General features: G+C 64.1%; 14 protein-coding genes and 2 pseudogenes. 7 read left to right on the forward strand and 9 right to left on the reverse strand.

The features are described from left to right. Positions 1 to 72 precede the first annotated feature (72 nt). From cysT to ALII_RS23060, 4 genes and pseudogenes are all read left to right on the forward strand, one after another. Entirely contained in the window at positions 73 to 897 is an 825-nt protein-coding gene (cysT, locus tag ALII_RS0104555) for a sulfate ABC transporter permease subunit CysT (RefSeq protein WP_024586144.1), read from the forward strand. A 2-nt stretch (positions 898 to 899) separates the two neighbouring features. Further along, positions 900 to 1781, forward strand: coding sequence for a sulfate ABC transporter permease subunit CysW (cysW, locus tag ALII_RS0104560; RefSeq protein WP_024586145.1), 882 nt, complete (start codon positions 900 to 902; stop codon positions 1779 to 1781). After that, positions 1778 to 2488: pseudogene (gene cysA, locus ALII_RS23055) on the forward strand (sulfate ABC transporter ATP-binding protein); the annotation flags it as partial. The gene cysW and the pseudogene cysA, both read left to right, overlap by 4 nt. A gap of 393 nt (positions 2489 to 2881) precedes the next feature. Further along, entirely contained in the window at positions 2882 to 4630 is a 1749-nt protein-coding gene (locus ALII_RS23060) for a DEAD/DEAH box helicase (protein ID WP_024586146.1), read from the forward strand. 33 nt (positions 4631 to 4663) lie between these two features. Here the strand turns inward: ALII_RS23060 and ALII_RS0104570 are convergent, their stop codons facing one another. Both ALII_RS0104570 and parC read right to left on the reverse strand, forming a co-directional pair. After that, positions 4664 to 4945, reverse strand: a complete 282-nt coding sequence (locus tag ALII_RS0104570; protein WP_244437300.1) for a PepSY domain-containing protein — start codon at positions 4943 to 4945, stop codon at positions 4664 to 4666. Positions 4946 to 4971: 26 nt separating this feature from the next. After that, positions 4972 to 7254: a DNA topoisomerase IV subunit A gene (gene parC, locus ALII_RS0104575; RefSeq protein ID WP_024586148.1), complete on the reverse strand. Its 2283-nt coding sequence runs from the start codon at positions 7252 to 7254 to the stop codon at positions 4972 to 4974. Between the two features lie 169 nt (positions 7255 to 7423). Here parC and ALII_RS0104580 point away from each other — a divergent pair, with 169 nt between their 5' ends. Beyond that, positions 7424 to 8605: a hypothetical protein gene (locus ALII_RS0104580; protein ID WP_029660201.1), complete on the forward strand. Its 1182-nt coding sequence runs from the start codon at positions 7424 to 7426 to the stop codon at positions 8603 to 8605. Between the two features lie 13 nt (positions 8606 to 8618). Here the strand turns inward: ALII_RS0104580 and ALII_RS0104585 are convergent, their stop codons facing one another. The 5 genes from ALII_RS0104585 to ALII_RS0104605 all read right to left on the reverse strand — a co-directional run bounded on the left by ALII_RS0104585 (position 8619) and on the right by ALII_RS0104605 (position 12437). Further along, positions 8619 to 9209 (reverse strand): DUF922 domain-containing protein, encoded by a 591-nt coding sequence (locus ALII_RS0104585; protein ID WP_024586150.1) that lies wholly within the window; start codon positions 9207 to 9209, stop codon positions 8619 to 8621. After that, complete coding sequence (locus ALII_RS21545) at positions 9206 to 9838, reverse strand: hypothetical protein (protein WP_051375771.1); 633 nt, start codon at positions 9836 to 9838, stop codon at positions 9206 to 9208. Before ALII_RS21545 ends, ALII_RS0104585 begins: the two co-directional genes overlap by 4 nt. A gap of 15 nt (positions 9839 to 9853) precedes the next feature. Next, positions 9854 to 11755: an aspartate--tRNA ligase gene (gene aspS, locus ALII_RS0104595; protein ID WP_024586152.1), complete on the reverse strand. Its 1902-nt coding sequence runs from the start codon at positions 11753 to 11755 to the stop codon at positions 9854 to 9856. A 129-nt stretch (positions 11756 to 11884) separates the two neighbouring features. After that, positions 11885 to 12175: a type II toxin-antitoxin system RelE/ParE family toxin gene (locus ALII_RS0104600; protein ID WP_024586153.1), complete on the reverse strand. Its 291-nt coding sequence runs from the start codon at positions 12173 to 12175 to the stop codon at positions 11885 to 11887. Next, entirely contained in the window at positions 12168 to 12437 is a 270-nt protein-coding gene (locus ALII_RS0104605) for a type II toxin-antitoxin system ParD family antitoxin (protein WP_244437302.1), read from the reverse strand. Before ALII_RS0104605 ends, ALII_RS0104600 begins: the two co-directional genes overlap by 8 nt. A 274-nt stretch (positions 12438 to 12711) precedes the next feature. On the opposite strand from ALII_RS0104605, the gene ALII_RS0104610 reads away from it, so the two are divergent. Continuing rightward, positions 12712 to 13950 carry an MFS transporter gene (locus ALII_RS0104610; RefSeq protein ID WP_024586155.1) on the forward strand — a complete coding sequence of 413 codons (1239 nt, stop codon included), beginning with the start codon at positions 12712 to 12714 and terminating at the stop codon, positions 13948 to 13950. A 77-nt stretch (positions 13951 to 14027) separates the two neighbouring features. Next, a pseudogene (gene rnd / locus ALII_RS21020) lies at positions 14028 to 15192 on the forward strand (ribonuclease D). Here rnd and ppx read toward each other — a convergent pair. After that, on the reverse strand, positions 15193 to 16710 hold the full coding sequence (gene ppx, locus ALII_RS0104620; protein WP_024586156.1) for an exopolyphosphatase: 1518 nt from the start codon (positions 16708 to 16710) through the stop codon (positions 15193 to 15195). Positions 16711 to 16716: 6 nt separating this feature from the next. After that, entirely contained in the window at positions 16717 to 18909 is a 2193-nt protein-coding gene (locus ALII_RS0104625; protein ID WP_029660203.1) for an RNA degradosome polyphosphate kinase, read from the reverse strand. Positions 18910 to 19052 lie beyond the last annotated feature (143 nt).

The following is a 19052-nucleotide window of genomic DNA, read 5'->3' on the forward strand; positions in this document are numbered from 1 at the left end:
CCTTACGGCGCCCTGTCGAGAGATGGCCGGCAGGCCAGAGGGGGGTGTCTCGCACAACCCGTCCAAGCCGTCATGAGCCGCCGCCGCGTCATCCCCGGACTGCCACTCTCGCTGGGCATCACGCTCTTCTATGTCGGCCTCATCATCGCGCTGCCGCTGGGCGCGCTGGTCTTCAAGGCCGCGAGCCTCGGGCCGGAAGCCTACTGGAACATCATCTCCTCCGAGCGCGCGGTGGCCAGCTATCGCGTCACGGTGCTGTCCGCACTGGCCGCCACGTTCTTCAACCTCGTCTTCGGTCTCGCGCTCGCCTGGGTTCTCGTCCGCTATTCCTTTCCCGGACGGCGCCTCGTCGACGCGATCGTCGACCTGCCCTTCGCCCTGCCGACCGCCGTTGCCGGTATCGCCCTGACCACCCTCTTCGCCCCCAATGGCTGGTTCGGCGGCCCGCTTCTGGATGCCGGCATCCGCGTCGCCTATACGCCGATCGGCATCATGATCGCGATGGCGTTCACCAGTCTGCCCTTCATCGTGCGCACCGTGCAGCCGGTGCTCGAAGACCTCGACCCGGCGCTCGAGGAAGCCGCGCAGTCGCTCGGCGGCAGCGACCTATCGATCTTCTGGCGCGTGATCCTGCCGATCCTCTGGCCCGCACTTCTGGCCGGCACGTCGCTTGCCTTCGCGCGCAGCCTCGGCGAGTTCGGCGCGATCATCTTCATCGCCGGCAACCAGCCCTTTTCGACCGAAATCACAGCGCTTCTCGCCTTCATCCGGCTTGAGGAATACGACTACCAGGCTGCCGCTGCGATCGCCTCCGTCATGCTGATAACCGCCTTCGTCATGCTCGCGGTGACCAATTTCATGCAGGCGCGCGCGCTGCGCTACACGGCGAGGACCTGACGATGCGACATGCGACAGGACGCCCGCCAAGGATCGGCGACAGGCCGGCCATCCGCCGCACGCTCATCGGCCTCGTGCTGATCACCGGCGCGCTTCTCATTCTCGCCCCGCTCCTGGTCATCGGTGTTCAGGCCTTTTCGATGGGCGTCGGCTATTTCGGCGCGACCATCGCCAATCCCGATACCCGCCATGCGATCTTCCTGACTGTCGCAACCGCGCTGATCGCGGTGCCGATCAACACCATCTTCGGCGTCGCTGCCGCATGGGCGGTGACGAAGTACGATTTCTGGGGCCGACGCTTCCTGATCGTCATCATCGAGATACCGTTCTCGATCTCGCCGATCGTCGCGGGCGTCGCCTATCTCTTCGTCTACGGACTGCAGGGCTTGTTCGGGCCGATGCTGCAATCGGCCGAGATCAAGGTGCTGTTCGCCCTGCCCGGCATCGTCCTCGCGTCGATGTTCGTCACAGCACCCTTCGTCGCCCGCGAACTCATCCCGCTGATGCAGGCGCAAGGGCGCGACCTTGAAGAAGCCGCGACCTCGCTCGGCGCGTCCGGCTGGCGCACGTTCTTCTCCGTCACGCTGCCCAACATCAAATGGGCGCTGCTTTATGGCGTCGTCCTGTGCAACGCCCGCGTGATGGGTGAATTCGGTGCGGTGTCCGTCGTCTCGGGCAACATTCGCGGCCAGACCAACACCCTGCCGCTGCACATTGAGCTGCTCTACCACGACTACAATTCTGTCGGCGCGTTCGCAGCCGCGTCCATCCTCGCGCTGCTCGCCGTCGTGACCATCATCGCCAAGGTGCTGCTCGAGCGCCAGGGCGCCGGCCGCCGCTCGCGTCCCGCACTTGCCGCCCCCATCGTCGAGGCCAAGCCATGAAGATCGCCCTGAAGAACGTCGCCAAGACCTTCGACACGTTCCGCGCCGTGCGTGGTGTGTCGCTCGACATCGAAAGCGGCGAGCTCGTCGCGCTTCTCGGGCCCTCCGGCTCGGGCAAGACGACCATCCTGCGCATGGTTGCAGGGCTCGAATATGCCGATGAGGGTCAGATATTCTTCGGCGACGAGGATGCGACCGATATCCCCGTGCGCGAGCGTGGCGTCGGCTTCGTCTTCCAGCATTACGCGCTGTTCCCGCACATGACGGTCGGCGAAAACGTCGCATTCGGCATGAAGGTGTCGAAGAAGAAGCGCTCCAAGGCCGACATCGCCGCGCGCGTCGGCGAATTGCTTCGCCTCGTCAAGCTCGACGGCCTTCAGGACCGGTTCCCGAACCAGATTTCCGGCGGCCAGCGTCAGCGCGTCGCCCTTGCCCGTGCGCTCGCGGTCGATCCGAAGGTGCTGCTGCTCGACGAGCCGTTTGGCGCCCTCGACGCCAATGTGCGCCGCGAACTGCGCCGCTGGCTGCGCGAAATCCATTCCGAACTCGGCATCACGACGTTGTTCGTCACGCACGACCAGGAAGAGGCGCTCGACCTTGCCGACCGCGTCGTCATTCTCGACGAGGGCAGGATCGTGCAGGAAGGCACGCCCGAAGAAGTGACGCGGCAGCCCAAATCGGCCTTCGTGGTGCGATTCCTCGGCGACACCAACCGCCTCGGCGCGTCTGTCGCCAACGGCATGGCCGATCTCGGCGGCGCGTCCATCGCCGCGCCAGCGCTCGCCGACGGCAAGGCTGACGCCTATCTGCGGCCGAGCGATCTCACCTGGTCGGCGACCGGCGGCGGCATCCCCGCCTCGGTCGAGCGCGTTCTCGACCGCCCCGATTCCCGGCGCGTCATAGCGATAACGGATCAAGGCGATCCGCTCGAATTCGACGTGGCGCCTGAGGTGGCGGTCAAGGCAGGCCAGAGGGGGGTGCCTAGCGCCACGATTCCGATTGCCACTAAACCTATACTTTTCCCCCGAACCCGGTTAGGAAGGCGCAAAATTCAGCGCCGCGCCCGTTGCGCCTGCGCGCCCACTCCCGAAAGACGACCGATGACCGAATTCGAAGGCATTTTGCCTCCGCTTGCCGCCGCACTTGAAAAGCGCGGCTATTCCTCCCTGACTCCGGTGCAGAAGGCCGTGACCGGCTCCGAACTCGGGGATGCCGATGCGCTCGTGTCGGCACAGACCGGCTCCGGCAAGACCGTCGCCTTCGGCCTCGCACTCGCGCCGACCCTGCTTGGCGACGACGAGCGTTTCGGCCCCGCCGCCGCACCGCTGGCGCTCGCCATCGCGCCGACACGAGAGCTTGCCCTTCAGGTCAAGCGCGAGCTCGAATGGCTCTATGCCGAGACCGGCGCCACCGTCGCCTCCTGCGTCGGCGGCATGGACATGCGCACGGAGCGTCGCACGCTCGAACGCGGCGCGCAGATCGTCGTAGGTACGCCGGGCCGCCTGCGCGACCACATCACGCGCGGCTCGCTCCAGCTCGACGACATCCGCGCCGTCGTCCTCGACGAAGCCGACGAGATGCTCGACCTCGGCTTCCGCGAAGACCTCGAATTCATCCTCGAGGCCGCGCCCGACGAGCGCCGCACGCTGATGTTCTCGGCGACCGTCTCCAAGCCGATCGCCGAACTTGCCAAGAACTACCAGCGCAATGCCGTGCGCATCTCGACCGCTGCCGAAGCGCGCCAGCATGGCGACATCGAATATCGCGCTCTCACCGTTGCCGATGCCGACCGCGAGAATGCGATCATCAACGTCCTGCGCTACTACGAGCCGACCAACGCGCTCGTCTTCTGCGCGACCCGCGCGGCGGTCAACCACATGACCGCCCGCTTCAACAATCGCGGCTTCTCGGTCGTCGCGCTGTCGGGCGAACTCAGCCAGAACGAGCGCACCCACGCGCTGCAGGCGATGCGCGACGGGCGCGCGCAGGTCTGCATCGCCACCGACGTTGCCGCGCGCGGCATCGACCTGCCGAACCTCGAACTCGTCATCCACGCCGACCTTCCGACCAACCGCGAGACGCTGCTTCACCGTTCGGGCCGGACCGGGCGCGCGGGCCGCAAGGGCATGAGCGTTCTGATCGTGCCGAACAAGGCCGGCAAGCGCGCGAGCCGGCTTCTTCAAAGTGCTTCCATCAACGCCCAGTGGGGCAAGCCGCCGACGGCGGAGGAGGTCGTCCAGCGCGACGACGAGCGCCTGCTCGCCGATCCCGCGCTCTCGGAGCCGATCACCGAGGACGTCGAGGAGTTCGTTCGCCAGATCCTCGAAAAGCATGGCGCCGAACAGGTCGCCGCCGCCTATGTCCGCGCCTATCGCGCCGGGCGTTCGGCACCGGAAGATCTGATGGAGGTCAACTTCGTCGAGGATCGCAAGGCCGCCAAGGAGCGCGAGCCCTTCGGCGATGCCGTCTGGTTCTCGCTGTCCATCGGCCGCAAGCAGAATGCCGAGCCGCGCTGGCTGATCCCGATGCTGTGCCGCAACGGGAACCTGACCAAGAAGGACATCGGCGCGATCAAGATGATGCCGGAAGAGACCTTCGTCGAGATCGCCGCCGGCTCCGCCGACCGCTTTGCCGCGCTCATCGGCAAGAAGGGCGATCTGGAACGCGGTATTCGTGTAAAGCGGGTGGAAGGCACGCCGGAATTCGCGCGCGACTCCAAGCCGGCGCATCGCGGCCAGAAGCCGGACCAGAAGTTCGAGAAGAAGGACTGGTCGAAGAAGCCGGGCAAGCCGAAGTTCGAAAAGCGCCCCGACGGCTTCAAGAAGAAGAAGCCGAAGCGCGAAGGCTGAAATCGAAGGGCGCCTTACGGCGCCCTGTCGAGACTATCGCGGTTGCCCCGAAGCCGGATCGATGTCGATGTCGATCTTGGCACCGTCGGCGCGGTAATATTCGATCTCCCAATAGCCGTCGCTGTCCCATTCGATTTCGTCGAAATAGCCAAAACCGTCTTCGGCTTCGATCGTTGCGAGAATTTCTGAAAGCGGGACCGAGCCCGGCGCGGGCTGGGCAAGAGAGGGCATTGACAGTCCGGCAGCGATCAACAGGCTGGCGGCGGCAAGTTGCAACTTCATCAAGAACTCCTCGGCTGGGTCGGTGAAGGCCAACGCAAGGTTGCAACGATGGTTCCTGGTTAGAACTTGCCCGTCCTTGGGAAGCCCTTCGGCACCATGCGACCGGCGCTGGCACGGTTACCGATCCACTCGATCAGCTCGGCCTGGCTGCGGGTGAATCCGCGTCCGGCCGAATCCGTCCAGGTCAGCCCCGCCTCCATCGCGAAGGTCTTTGCGTCCGACACGCCGCCATCCTTGTAGCGCTGCAGGCGCACGCCCTTGCCGCGCGTCATTTCCGGGACCTCGACCAGCGGGAACACGAGCAGCTTGCGGTTGTCGCCGACGATGGCGAGGTGGTCGCCCGAAACGGTCAGGCACAGCCGCGCCTCATCCGGCGACTTGACGTTCATCACCTGCCTGCCCTTGCGGGTATTGGCGACGACTTCGCCTTCCGGCACGGTGAAGCCATAGCCTTCGCGGCTGACGAGCAGCAGCTTGCGCTGCGGATCGTGGACGAAGGCGGTCAGGATGTCCTGATCGTTTTCCATGTCGACCATGATACGGATCGGCTCGCCATGCCCGCGCCCGCCCGGCAGCCGGTCGGCACCGAGCGTGTAGAACTTGCCGCCCGTGGTGAAGACGATGATCTTGTCCGTCGTCTGCGCGTGGAAGGCGAGCTTGAGCTTGTCGCCTTCCTTGAAGGTCAGCGCCGAGAAATCGGCCATGTGGCCCTTCATCGCCCGCAGCCAGCCCTTTTCGGAAACGACGATTGTCACCGGCTCCTTCTCGATCATCGCATGGTGGATGTCGCCGACATCATGCTCCGGCGCGTCGGCGAACTGCGTACGGCGGCGACCGAGATCGGTGTGCGAGCCGAACTTGTCGCGGATCTTCTCGACCTCCCAGCGGATGGTCTTCCACTGCTTGGCCTCGGAGGCGAGCAGGCCTTCGATCTGCGCCTTCTCGGCAGTCAGCGCCTCGTGCTCCTTGCGGATCTCGAACTCCTCAAGCTTGCGCAGATTGCGCAGGCGCATGTTGAGGATGGCTTCGGCCTGGATATCCGTCAGGTCCCAGCGGGCGATCATCACCTTCTTGGGCTCATCTTCCTCGCGGATGATGCGGATGACCTCGTCGATGTTGAGGTATGCGATCAGCAGGCCGCCGAGGATTTCCAGCCGCCGTTCGATTTCCGCCAGCCGGTGGCGCGAGCGGCGGATCAGAACTTCCTTGCGATGCTCCAGCCATTCGACGAGGACGCCCTTGAGCGAGAGCACGTTCGGCACCTTGCCGCGCGTCAGGACGTTCATGTTGAGCGGAAATCGGCTTTCGAGCTCGGTCAGCTTGAAAACGGATTCCATCAGCAATGCCGGGTCGACCAGCCGGCTTTTCGGCACCAGCACGAGGCGAATGTCCTCCGCGCTTTCGTCGCGGACGTCATCGAGCAGCGGCAGCTTGCGGGCGAGCAGGAGTTCGGCGACCTTCTCGACCAGCCGCGCCTTCTGGACGCCATAGGGAATCTCGGTGACGACGATCTGGTAGGTGCCCCTGCCCTGGTCTTCCTGCTCCCATCTGGCGCGCACGCGGAACGAGCCGCGCCCGGTCTTGTAGGCCTGCGCGATCATGTCGAAATCGTCGACGATAATGCCGCCGGTCGGGAAGTCCGGCCCGCGCACCATGTTCTCGTCCGGGTCGGTCGGGTGCGGCTCGCGGGTCAAAAGGTCCTCGACCTCGGCGTCCGGGTGGTCGATCAAATGCAGCGCGGCTTTGCAGAGTTCGGCGAGGTTATGCGGCGGCACCGACGTCGCCATGCCGACGGCGATGCCGGACGAGCCATTGGCGAGAAGGTTCGGGAAGGCGCCGGGCAGGACGACCGGTTCCTCGTCCTCCTCATTGTAGGTCGGGCGAAAATCGACCGCATCCTCGGTGATGCCGGCCAGAAGCTCGGTCGTCACCTCGGTCATCCGCGCTTCGGTGTAGCGCATGGCGGCGGCGTTATCGCCGTCGATATTGCCGAAATTGCCCTGCCCGTCGACGAGCGGATAGCGCACCGAGAAAGACTGCGCGAGGCGCACCAGCGCGTCATAGATCGACTGGTCGCCATGCGGGTGGAACTTGCCCATCACCTCGCCGACGATGCGGGCGCACTTGGCGAAGCCCTGCTCGGGGTTCAGCCGAAGGAGGCGCATCGCGTGGACGATGCGGCGGTGGACGGGCTTCAGCCCGTCGCGCACGTCCGGCAGCGCGCGGTGCATAATGGTCGAGAGCGCATAGGCCAGATAGCGCTCTTCGAGCGCCTTCTTCAGGTCGACCGGCTCGATATGATCGCCGTCTCCGGCGCCAGGCGGCAAAAGGCTTTTTCCCATGGGTATGGCTTAACCAGCCGGGGGATTCGCAGCAAGGCCACGCGCCGCCGCACCCCGTGTCAATCCACCGAAAAGCGCCACCCCATGATTTTGTGCCACAGAAACATCATTTGCGTTTTCGCCACGTCTGCGCTCTGTGTCCTCTAGATCAAAGGATTTAGGTTTTTCGATGCAGATCGTTGCAACTGGAATGAAGACATTGGCGCTCGGCTGCGCGCTCACTGCAACCACGCTGACGGGCGCATTCGCGCAGGATGTCGACGCCGCGCTAGCGCGCATGAAGGTGTTGATGGCGGAACAGGGCGTCACGCTCGACTGGGCGGACGCCGAAATTTCGGGCGCGAACGCCACTCTCACCGGTGTCACCGTCACCTCTGAAGGCACGGCCGAGCCGATCGGCGATATCGAGGTGACAGGTATCGCGGATGCCGAAAATGGCTACCGCGTCGGCAGCATCGAAATGCCGACCTACACCGCGACCGAAGCCGGCGGCACGCTCACGCTGACCGATCTGGTCATGGATGAAGTCTTTCTGCCCAACGAGGGCTTGGACGTCGGAGGTGCGGAAATCTTCTTCTACGAGCGCGCGGCGCTCGGCGCGGCCACGCTCGAGACCGATGGCCGCGAGATTTTTTCCCTCACCAATCTGAACGTCGAAATCACGCCGCCTGAAGACGATGGCGAACTCGCCTTCACCGGCGGCGCCGACGCCTTCACGGCAGACCTGAGCGTTTCAGACGACCCCAAGCACACCGAAGTCCTGACGCGTCTCGGCTACGAGCAGGTTTCCGGCAGCATGGCCTTTGCCGGAAGCTGGGCCGCAGGCGACGGGCGGCTGAAGCTGTCTCAATACGATTTCGTCGTCGACGACGCCGGCACGCTCGGCATCAGCTTCGACGTCAGCGGCTACACGCCCGAATTCATCAAGGCGTTGCGCGAGACTTCGGAGCGAATGGCCGCGAGTTCGCAGGCGGAGCAATCGCGGCATGGGCTCGCCATGCTCGGCCTGATGCAGCAGCTCAGCCTGTATGGGCTGGAAATTACCTATGACGACGCGTCACTGACCACGAACGTGCTTGAATTCGCCGCCGAGGAACAGGAAATCTCGGCGGCCGACGTCGCTAACCAGACCAAGGCCGTCCTGCCCTTCATGATGGCCGGCATCAACGCGCCGCAGCTTTCGCAGATGGTGACGGCGGCGCTGTCGCAATTCCTGGACAACCCGCAATCGCTGACGATCCGCGCCGCTCCGGCCCAGCCCGTCCCCTTTTCGATGCTGCTTGCCGCCGGAATGGCCTCGCCCGACGCGCTCGTGCAGCAGTTGAACCTGAGCGTGACCGCGAACGACTAGGCGTCGAGCAAAGTCAGCCGTTGACGAGGGTCAGGATGAGCTGGTGGATGTTGCCGCCATTGCCCATCTCGACCCGGTCGAAATCCCGGCTCTTCTGGCGCTGCGCCTGCGAAAGTTCGCCCAGCCGCGCCTGAAGCTTCTGGCGCACCTTCTGGCAGCCTGCGTCGTCGGGCGCGCTCAAGCCGACCGAATAGGCCTCGATGGCGCGGACCATGTCCTTGATGTCCTCGCCATGCACGTTCTCATGGGCGCGGATGCCCTCGATGAACCGATCCCAGCTGCGCTGCATGTCCGCAGACAGGCTGCTCGACGGCTTGGGCAGGGCATAGGTGATGATCAGATGCGGGCGCGCGGTGACCAGCACGCAGGAACCGTCCGGCTGGGGCTGGTAGTCGCGCGACCACTTCAGATCGAAATTCGTATAGGCGATGGCGCGGCCGATGCCGATCTTGGGGCCGTTCGCGCCGATCGACTGGTAGAGCTCGATGCCGGTTGTGCCGGAGATCGAATAGGGCTCGACCCGCTCGACGGCTTCCCAATTGGCCTGGGCGACAGGAATGGCCGTGGCGACCAGCGCCAGCACTAGCAGTGCACGTCGGATCATGATCCGCTCCATGCGTCGACCGCCGCCGACAGGATGATGTCCGCGCCGCGGCGCAGATCGGCGAGCAATAGGGTCGCTCCGGGCGCCGAAGCATCCGTGTCGAGTGGCGGGACGTGGATGAAGCCCGTCATTGCCGGCTTCAGACCGTCGCAGGCATGGGCGGCGGAAAGCGTGAAGACCGTGTTGCACAGATAGCCGCCGGCATCGTCCGACCACTCGACCGGCAGGCCGGCTGCGGCGAGACGTCGCTCCATCTCGTCGAGCGGCAGTGTCGCTGCGATTGTCTCTGGACCGGCGCAGATCGCGGCGGCCGCAGGCAAATTGCCGAGATTGTCCGGCCGCGCCTTGGCATTGGTGTTGCGGGCAACGCGTTCGAGCCGGAAACCCTGGCATTCGCGCGCAAGTCCGAAATGCAGCGCGATGTCCGGCTCGAAATCCACGCAAAGGGCGGCAAGCTGAGCCGCGATCGTGTCGTATTCGACGGACAGCACAGCCGTTTTCAGATCGGCATCAATGGACGGCGGTGTCTCGCGCAGATTTCCCACCAGCGCCTCGGTCGGATTGACCGGAGCGCCGGGGAAGACCGAAAAACCCGTCAGGAGAATGCGCGGGCGACGCTGCTCAACCATGCCGCCCGCCATTCGTCACGCGTCCTTCTTCGCCGTCGGCGCGACGCGCAAATGCAGTTCGCGCAGTTGCTGCGGCGTTGCCGGCGACGGAGCGTTCATCAGCAAGTCCTGCGCCTGCTGGTTCATCGGGAACATGGTCACTTCGCGCAGGTTCTTGGCGCCGACCAGCAGCATGACGATGCGGTCGATGCCTGCCGCCATGCCGCCATGTGGCGGCGCGCCGTACTGAAACGCGCGATAGAGGCCGCCGAAGCGCTCCTCGACCGTCTCTCGGCTGAGTCCGACCATCTCGAATGCCTTGACCATCGTCTCCGGCAGGTGGTTGCGGATGCCGCCCGACGCGATTTCGAAGCCGTTGCAAACCATGTCGTACTGAAACGCCTTTAGCGCCAACGGGTCATCGCCCTGCAAGCCTTCCATGCCGCCCTGCGGCATCGAGAACGGGTTGTGGGCGAAGTCGATCTTCTTCTCGTCCTCGTTCCATTCGAAGAACGGGAAATCGACGATCCAGCACAGTTCGAACCGGTCGCGGTCGACGAGGTTCAGTTCCTCGCCAGCCCGCGTGCGCGCGGCGCCCGCGAAGGAAACGAACTTCTTCGGATCGCCGGCGACGAAGAAACATGCGTCGCCGTCGTCGAGGCCAAGCTGCTGGCGAACGGCTTCGGTGCGCTCATCGCCGATGTTCTTGGCGAGCGGGCCGGCGCCTTCGAGCTTTTTTGCCGAAGCCTGTGCAGCATCTTCTTCTCGTTTCCGCTTCGCAAACGCGGCATTGCTATCGAACTCGTTGAACTCCTCGTTCGATATAGCCAACGGGTTCTCAGGCTTGCGCCAGAAAATATAGCCAAGCCCAGGCTGACCCTCGCTTTGCGCCCATGAATTCATGCGATCACAAAAGGCTCGACCAACCTTCTCCTCGCGATGCTTGACCGGTATGGCCCAGATTTCGGCCTTCGGATCGTTGGCGAGAATGTTCGCGAAGACCTTGAAGCCCGAGCCGCGGAAATGGTCCGACACGTCCTGCATCTCGATCGGATTGCGTAGATCCGGCTTGTCGGAACCGTATTTGCGCATGGCTTCGTCATAGGCGATGCGCGGGAATTTCTGCGTCACCGGCTTGCCGTTGGCGAAGGTCTCGAACACCTGACGCAGCACAGGCTCCATGGTCGCAAGCACGTCTTCCTGCTCGACGAAGCTCATTTCCAGGTCGAGCTGGTAGAACTCGCCCGGCAGGCGGTCGGCGCGCGGGTCCTCGTCGCGGAAGCAGGGTGCGATCTGGAAATAGCGGTCGAAGCCCGACACCATGATCAACTGCTTGTAGATCTGCGGGGCCTGAGGCAGCGCGTAGAACGTGCCCTCATGCAGGCGCGAGGGCACAAGGAAATCGCGCGCGCCTTCCGGCGAGGAGGCCGTCAGGATCGGCGTCGAATATTCGGTGAAGCCGACATCGGCCATGCGCTTGCGCATTTCCGCGATGATCTTCGTGCGCTGCACGATGTTGCGGTGAAGCGTCTCGCGGCGCAGGTCGAGGAAGCGGTATTTGAGGCGGATGTCCTCTGGATAGTCCGGCTCGCCGAAGACCGGCAGCGGCAGTTCCTTCGCCTTCGACAGGACTTCCATGTCGCGCGCGAAGATCTCGATCTCGCCGGTCGGCAGGTTCGCGTTGACCGTCTCGTCCATGCGCGCCTTGACCACGCCGTCGACGCGGATCACCCACTCGCCGCGCACCGTCTCGGCGACCTTGAAGCAGGGCGAATCGGGATCGGCGACGATCTGCGTCAGCCCGTAATGGTCACGCATGTCGATGAACAGCAGCCCGCCATGATCTCGCACGCGATGCACCCAGCCCGACAGGCGCACATTCGCGCCGACGTCGCTCTTTCGAAGTTGCGCGCAAGTGTGGCTGCGATAGGCGTGCATGGGAGTTTCTTCCGAATTCTGGCTGGCAACGAGGGATGCCCTGGGCACCCCGAAAATCGGCGCGACAAGCGCACGCAGTGTCGCTTTTGTCAAGTTTTGCCGGTCGTCGGTATGGTTGAGCAGATCAGCTCAAAGGTCCAGTCCGTGCAGGCTTCGGGCGTGAACGACCGCGACGATCACGATGCATTCGTTTTCCTCGACGTAGAAGATGACGTGACTGCCGTGTTCATGCCGGCGAAGGCCATTGCGAATGGAATCAGCGCGGCGGCCCATCTTGCGAAACTCGGAGAGCATCGCGAACTTCTCGTCGAGCTCGGCTTGATACTTGTCCGACTGCATCACGCCAAAGCGCTGATAGCCTTCTATGGTGATGTCGATGAGATCTTGCGTGGCGCGTTCGGAAACAATGAACCTAGTCACGCAGAATGCCTCGTTCCCGAGCAATCTTTTTGGCCTGCGCAAGGCGATCGTCCAAGGTCATCGTACTGATGCCGCTCGCCATTCCCTCGTCGATGATCCGGCGCAACTCCTCCATGCGCACTTCCTTGTCGCGCTCCGCCTCTCGCTTCTCGCGGTCGCGCCGGATCAGATCGCGGACGTAATCGCTGGAACTGGCGAAATAGCCGGCTTCGAGTTGATCCTCGACCCACTCCTTCATCTTCTCCGGCAGGGAAATGGTCATTGTCGCCATAAGAATCTCCATATTTGTGAGCGATCATAACAGAGATAAGCAAAATTCACAAATAATGTGAAGCACGCTCGCCGCGCAGCTTTGGCGAATCCGAACCGATCCCCATGCGGCACGTTCGCCGTCGACGATCCCCCGTCCACAGTGCAACCGTTCGAGCCGCTGGCTGCCACGCACGATGCCTGTGGGGTCACCCTCAGGGCCGGATTGGATCATGGCCTCGCGCCGCGGCGCGGACTATAGAACGAAGAACCCGGCCCGGATTCCCATGACCTCCATCCGCCCTCTCCTTCCCCTGCTCCTCGCCGCCGGCATCCTGCTCGCCGGCAATGGTCTGCAGGGCACGCTGATCGCACTGCGGGGCCAGGAGGAAGGCTTTTCGACCGGCCTCATCGGCGTCATCGGCGCGGCTTATTTCGCCGGGTTCTTCCTCGGCTGCATGACGATCACGCAGATGCTGCGCGCGGTCGGCCACATACGCTGCTTCGCCGCACTCGCCGCCCTTGCCGCGAGCGGAACTCTGACGCTGGTTCTGTTCGTCGATCCGGTGCTGTGGATCATCGTCCGCTTCATCATTGGCTTCTGCTTTGCCGGCCTCTTCACCGTGATGGAAAGCTGGATAAATTCCAGCGTCGGCAACGAGGCGCGCGGGCGCGCGACTGCCGTCTATCGCGTCATCGATCTCGTCGGCACGACGCTCTCGCAGTTCATGATCCCACTTTTCGGCATCGAGGGCTTCACGATCTTCGGCGTGATGGCGATCATGATCACGCTGTCGCTCGTGCCGGTCTCGCTCGGCGACCGCTCGAACCCCAAACCGCCGGTGGAACTGAAGCTCGACCTGAAGAGCGTCTGGCTGATTTCGCCGCTCGCGTGCATCGGCTCGGCCGTCGCGGGGCTTGCCAACAGCGCGTTTCGTCTCGTCGGCCCGCTCTACGCGCAGTCGATCGGCATGAATGTCGGCGAGATCGCGACCTTCATCTCATTGGGCGTCATCGGCGGCGTTGTGCTGCAATATCCGCTCGGGTCCCTGTCTGACCGCTGGGACCGGCGCAAGACCCTGCTGCTGACCTCGGCCGCCGCAATGCTGGCCGCGCTCGCGCTCGCGCTGGCGACCGACGCGGGCAGCCTGATCCATTTCGCGCTGATCCTGATATTCTCGGCCTTCGCCATGCCGATCTATTCGCTGGCGGCGGCGCACGGAAACGACAATGCGGGCGAAGGCGGCTATGTGAAGGTCGCCGCCGCGCTGATGTTCTTCTATGCCATCGGTGCCGTGATCGGCCCCCTCGCCTCTTCGGCGCTGCTGACGCAGTTCGGCAATTCGGCGCTCTTCTTCTATCTGGTCGGCGTCTATGCGCTCTTCATCTGCGTCACGCTCTACCGGATGCGCGTGCGCGCCGCCCCGCCGCGTGCCGAGCGCGGCCGCTTCACCGCGCTTTTGCGGACCTCGCCGTTCTTCGCCAAGCTTGCGCACAAGCCGGGCAAGGCCGACAGGCCGAACTGAGGCGTGTCGAGAATCCGGTTGACGCACGGTCGATCGGCTGTGAATGAGAAGCAAACGACAGGATAGCCAAGCAAGACATGCATCTCATTCAGGATCAGGCCGAACTCGAAGCCGTCGTCGCCCAGCTCGAACAGTCGAGCTTCGTCACCGTCGATACCGAATTCATTCGCGAGACGACGTTCTGGCCGATCCTGTGCCTGATCCAGATGGCCGCGCCCGGCGTCACCGCCTTGGTCGATCCGCTTTCCAAAAACATCGACCTCGCACCCTTCTTCCGCCTGATGGCGAACGAGAAGGTCATCAAGGTCTTCCACGCTGCGCGGCAGGACATCGAGATCGTCTTCCATCTCGGCGACATGATCCCGCATCCCGTCTTCGACACGCAGGTCGCGGCAATGGTCTGCGGCTTCGGCGACAGCGTCTCCTACGACCAGCTCGTCCAGCGGATCACCGGAACCCGGCTCGACAAGTCGTCGCGCTTCACCGACTGGCGCCATCGCCCGCTTTCCGACAAGCAGCTCGAATATGCGCTCGCCGACGTCACCTACCTGATCGATGTCTACGAATATCTGCGCGCCGAACTCGAGCGCGAAGACCGTGCGCACTGGCTGACCGAGGAGATGGACGTCCTTACGGCCCGCGAGACTTACGATCCGCATCCCGACGATGCCTGGAAGCGGCTCAAGATGCGGGTGCGCAAGCCGCAGGAACTGGCGATCGTGCAGGGCGCTGGCCGCCTGGCGCGACCGCGAGGCGCGCGAGCGCGACGTGCCGCGCCAGCGCGTCGTCAAGGACGACGCCATTTACGAGATCGCGCAGCAAGGCCCGCGCGACAGCCAGGCGCTCGGGCGATTGCGTTCGACGCCGAAGGGCTGGGAGCGCTCGTCGACCGCAGCGGCGCTGCTCGAGATCGTCAATCAGGCGCTCGATCTGCCGAAGGAGCAGCTTCCCAAAATGCCAAAGCAGGTTCACCAGCCGGAAGGATCGGGCGCAGCGGTCGAACTCCTGAAGGTCCTGCTCAAGCTGATCGCCGAAAAGGAAGGCGTCGCGCCAAAAGTGCTCGCCTCGGGCGACGATCTCGAAAAGATCGCCGGCGAAGGCGAGAATGCTACGGTTCCTGCCTTATCGGGCTGGCGCCGCGAAGTCTTCGGCGAACGCGCGCTGCAACTCGTGCGCGGCGAGGTCGGCTTGAAATTCGAGAAGCGCCGGGTCGTTGCGTTCGATATCGCCGCCGGCGAATAGCTATTCGCCGTCGACCACCAGTTCCATCGGCCGCCCTAGAACCTTGGACAACTGCGCCATGCGCCCGGCGGGGCGCTCTCCCATCAGGCCGGCATGTTCGGCAGGGATGACGAGGCAGAGCGTGCCGTCGGGCCGCGTGCGCCAGGTCAGATTCGGAATGATGCCCGGCATCGAGGCCGAGAGCAGATAGACGACGCGCAACAGCGCGCCGAGAACGCGCGCGCGCTCGACATAATGGGGCGTTGCCAGCGCCCGCATCTCCGGCGAGACGGAGTCCTCGAAGACGCCCTCGTGCCGGAACAGGTTCGCCAGCGCGATGAAGGCGCGGCCGGGATGGTCGACGCCGATGAACGAGGCGTGGGCGATGATGTTGAGCGACTGCGTGCCGCGATATTCGGGATGCGCGCGCCAGCCGATATCGGCCAGCAGGCACGCCGCCTGCCGGTAGCGCGAATCCGCTTCGCTTTCCTCGATACCGAAGGCGCTGAAGCTTTTGCCGGTCCATTCGGCCAGTTCGCGCGAATGGGTGACCGAGCGGGCACGCAGGATCGCCAGTTCCTCGGCCGCCGAGATCAGCGGGTCCTTCTGCTTTTCCTCGTCTGACAGCAGCGAATAAAGATAGCCCTCGCGCACGCCAAGCGCCGAGACCACCACCTTTTCCGGCTTCATCGAGCGCATGACTTCGAGCAGCGTCGTCGCGCCGTAAGGCAGGAGCCCGCGCCGGTTCTTGGAAATCCGGTCGATGCCCTTGACCTTGTCGAGTTCGCCGGAAGCCACCTGTTTCAGAAAGTCCGACAGCCCTTCCATCGGCATTTCGTAATGGTGCATGACGTTGAGGCGGTAGCCGTTCACCATCATGTGGAGGCGGGCAAGGTTTCGCCAGGTGCCGCCGACGCAATAGAAGGTGCGGCCCTGCCCGGCGCGCAGAAGCTGCGCGCGGATCAGTTCGGTGCGCGCGATCTTGGTCGCGGCCGTTGGCGAGTTCTGCGCCATTTCCTGCAGGCGAAGCCCGCCGAGCGGCAGTGTGATGCCGTCGCCGATCGTCTCGCCCGAAACGTCGACGAGTTCGAGACTGCCGCCTCCGAGATCGCCCGCGATGCCATCTGCCGGATGAAAGCCGGAAATGATGCCGAGCGCGGAATAGTAGGCTTCCTGCCGGCCGGTCAGGACCTTGATCTTCGTGCCGAGGATGTCTTCCGCGCGCGATATGAAGTCCGGCCCGTTTTCCGCCTCGCGCGCGGCGGCGGTGGCGATGACGTGCAGGCTTTCTGCGCCCGCCTGTTCGGATAGCGCACGGAAGCGGCCGAATTCCTCAACCGCGCGGCGTACGCCATCGGGGTCGAGCTTGCCGGTCGTCACGATGCCGCGCCCGAGGCCCGCCAGCATCTTTTCGTTGAAGAGCACGGTCGGCGAGCGCGCGATTCCTTCATAGATAACGAGGCGGATGGAGTTCGAGCCGATGTCGATGATCGACAGCGGACGCCGGTCCTGCAACCGGCCCTGGGAGGTGGCGATCATGCGGCCTTAGTCATGCTTCTTGCGGCGGTGGCGCGCGATGCGTTTCGGCGCATGGGATTTCAGGGCATTTCCGCGACCGGAGAGCGACGGGTTCGTCATGAAATATTCCTGCGCGTTGAACGGCTCTTCCCCCTCCTCCGGCGTCATCCGCCGCGAGGTGCCGTCCGGCAATACTTCGAAACTTTGCCGGTTGTCCATCAGGTTTCCGAGCATGATCTGGCCGAGGACCTGCTCGTGCACGGTCGGATTGGTGATGGGAACCAGCGTTTCGACGCGCCGGTCGAGATTGCGCGGCATGATGTCGGCGGACGCGATGTAGACGATCGCCTCGTCGGACGGCAGGCCGTGACCGTTGCCGAAGCAGTAGATGCGGCTGTGCTCCAGAAAGCGGCCGACGATCGACTTGGCGCGGATATTGTCCGACAGGCCCGGCACCTGCGGGCGCAGGCAGCAGATGCCGCGCACGACGATGTCGATCTCGACGCCCGCCCGGCTCGCCTCGTAGAGCGCGTCGATCACTGCCGGATCGACCAGTGAATTCATCTTCAGCCAGATCTGCGCCGGCTTGCCCTTGTTGGCGAAGTCGATCTCGCCGCGGATGTGGTCGAGCAGGCGCTGGCGCAGCGTGAAGGGCGAAATGGCGAGCTTCATCTGGTCGGTCGGCTCGGCATAGCCAGTGATGAAGTTGAATATCTGCGCCACATCGCGCGCGATCTGCGGCTCACAGGTGAAATAGGACAGGTCCGTATAGATGCGCGCGGTGATCGGGTGGTAGTTGCCGGTACCGAGGTGCACGTAGTTGCGCAGCTTGCCGTCCTCGCGGCGTACGACGAGCGACATCTTGGCGTGGGTCTTGAGCTCCAGGAAGCCGAATACGACCTGCACGCCCGCGCGCTCCAGATCGCGCGCCCAGCGGATATTGGCTTCCTCGTCGAACCGCGCCTTGAGTTCGACCAGCGCCGTCACCGACTTGCCGGCTTCCGAGGCGTCGATAAGCGCGCGCACGATCGGACTGTCGTTCGAGGTGCGGTAGAGCGTCTGCTTGATCGCGACGACGTCCGGGTCGAGCGCCGCCTGGCGCAGGAACTGGACGACGACGTCGAAGGATTCGTAGGGGTGGTGGACGACGATGTCCTTCTCGCGGATGGCCGCGAAGCAATCGCCGCCATGTTCGCGGATGCGTTCGGGAAAGCGCGGGTTGAAGGGCTGGAACTTCAAATCCTCGCGCGGCAGGGAGACAATTTCCGAAATCTGGCTGATCGCCAGCGGGCCGGAAAGCACGCTGATGCGCGAGGGGCCGACATTGAGCTGCGAGGCGACGAAGTCGCGCAGCGCCGCCGGCATCTCGTCGTCGAACTCGATGCGGATCACCTGCCCGCGCCGGCGCCGCTTCAGCGCCGTCTCGAACAGGCGCACCAGATCCTCGGCCTCTTCCTCCACCTCGATGTCGCTGTCGCGGATGATGCGGAACGTACCCGATCCCTTGACCTCATAGCCGGGGAAAAGACGTCCGATGAAGAGTTCGACCACATCCTCCAGCGCGATGAACCGCGTGTGCTTGCGCTTGTCCGGCAGGCGGATGAAGCGGTTGAGCGCCATCGGCAGGCGTAGCAGCGCCGACATCTCCTCCCCCTCCTTGCGATGGCGCAATTGCAGCGCCATCGAGAAGCCGAGATTGGGGATGAACGGGAACGGATGCGCCGGATCGACCGATAGCGGCGTCAGCACCGGATAGATCGCCTCGAGGAAATGGTCCTCCAGCCAAGCCTTGTCCTCCTTCGACAGGGGCGCGGTGCGGACGATCTCGACGCCCTCCTTGCGCAGGAGATCGGCGAGCAGCGAAAAGCTCTTCTGCTGGTCTTCCTGAAGGCTCGAAACCTCGAGCAGTATCTGCTCGAGCTGTTCCTCTGGCGTGCGCCCGTCCGGGCTCCTGATGGCAATGCCGGCGCGCACTTGGCCCGCGAGGCCCGCGACGCGGACCATGAAGAACTCGTCGAGATTGGTCGCCGAGATCGACAGGAAGCGCAGCCGCTCCAGGAGCGGATGGTTGGGGTTCTGCGATTCATCCAGCACGCGGCGATTAAACTGCAGCCAGGAGAATTCGCGATTGACGAAGCGGTCCGGATTGTCGTCCGGCGACTTGACGAGCTTTGCCACCGGGCTTGCAAAGCTTCGTTCGACTGGCTTCATCTCGTTCATCTGTTCACCCGGCTCCCGCGCGCCGCGACCGTCGCGACCAATGCCCGTTCCTGCCAGCCTTTTGCGACAGTTTCATATCACGCATCTTGCAATGGTGGGGCCGATGCTGCAAACGCTCAAGGCCTATTCGTACGATCTTCGGA

Source organism: Aliihoeflea sp. 2WW (assembly GCF_000497755.1).
Lineage (GTDB): Bacteria > Pseudomonadota > Alphaproteobacteria > Rhizobiales > Rhizobiaceae > Aliihoeflea.